Origin of the sequence: Nonomuraea diastatica (assembly GCF_004349015.1) — a bacterium.
GTDB lineage: Bacteria > Actinomycetota > Actinomycetes > Streptosporangiales > Streptosporangiaceae > Nonomuraea > Nonomuraea diastatica.
This window is the reverse complement of the sequence record NZ_SMKP01000478.1, coordinates 1-400: the sequence shown is the minus strand read 5'-3', so window position 1 is coordinate 400 and position 400 is coordinate 1. Positions and strand designations below refer to the sequence as shown.

The following is a 400-nucleotide window of genomic DNA, read 5'->3' as shown; positions in this document are numbered from 1 at the left end:
GGCTCGGTGACGGTGGATGTCGGGGTGCCGGTCCTGCATGTGGACGATGTCCCCGAACGTGCTGGGGAGCCTGTCGAGGGTGATGCGGCCTATGTGATCTATACGTCGGGGTCGACGGGTCGGCCGAAGGGTGTGGTGGTTGAGCACCGGCAGGTGTTGCGGTTGTTCGCGGCCACTGAGCGCTGGTTCGGTTTCGATGCCACGGATACGTGGGTTCTGGCGCATTCGTTTGCGTTCGATTTTTCGGTGTGGGAGATCTGGGGCGCGCTCGGTCATGGTGGCCGTTTGGTTGTGGTGGATGAGGAGGTGGTGCGTTCTCCCCGGGAGTTGGCCGGGGTGGTGGCGGCTGAGCAGGTGACGGTGTTGTGTCAGACGCCGAGTGCGTTTGCGCGGTTTGAGA

At 63.5% G+C, this 400-nt stretch carries 1 protein-coding gene; it reads left to right on the top strand.

The features are described 5' to 3' along the window. Positions 1-400 (top strand): AMP-binding protein (locus E1294_RS52245; RefSeq protein ID WP_132520856.1); only part of this gene is annotated, 400 nt, incomplete at both ends.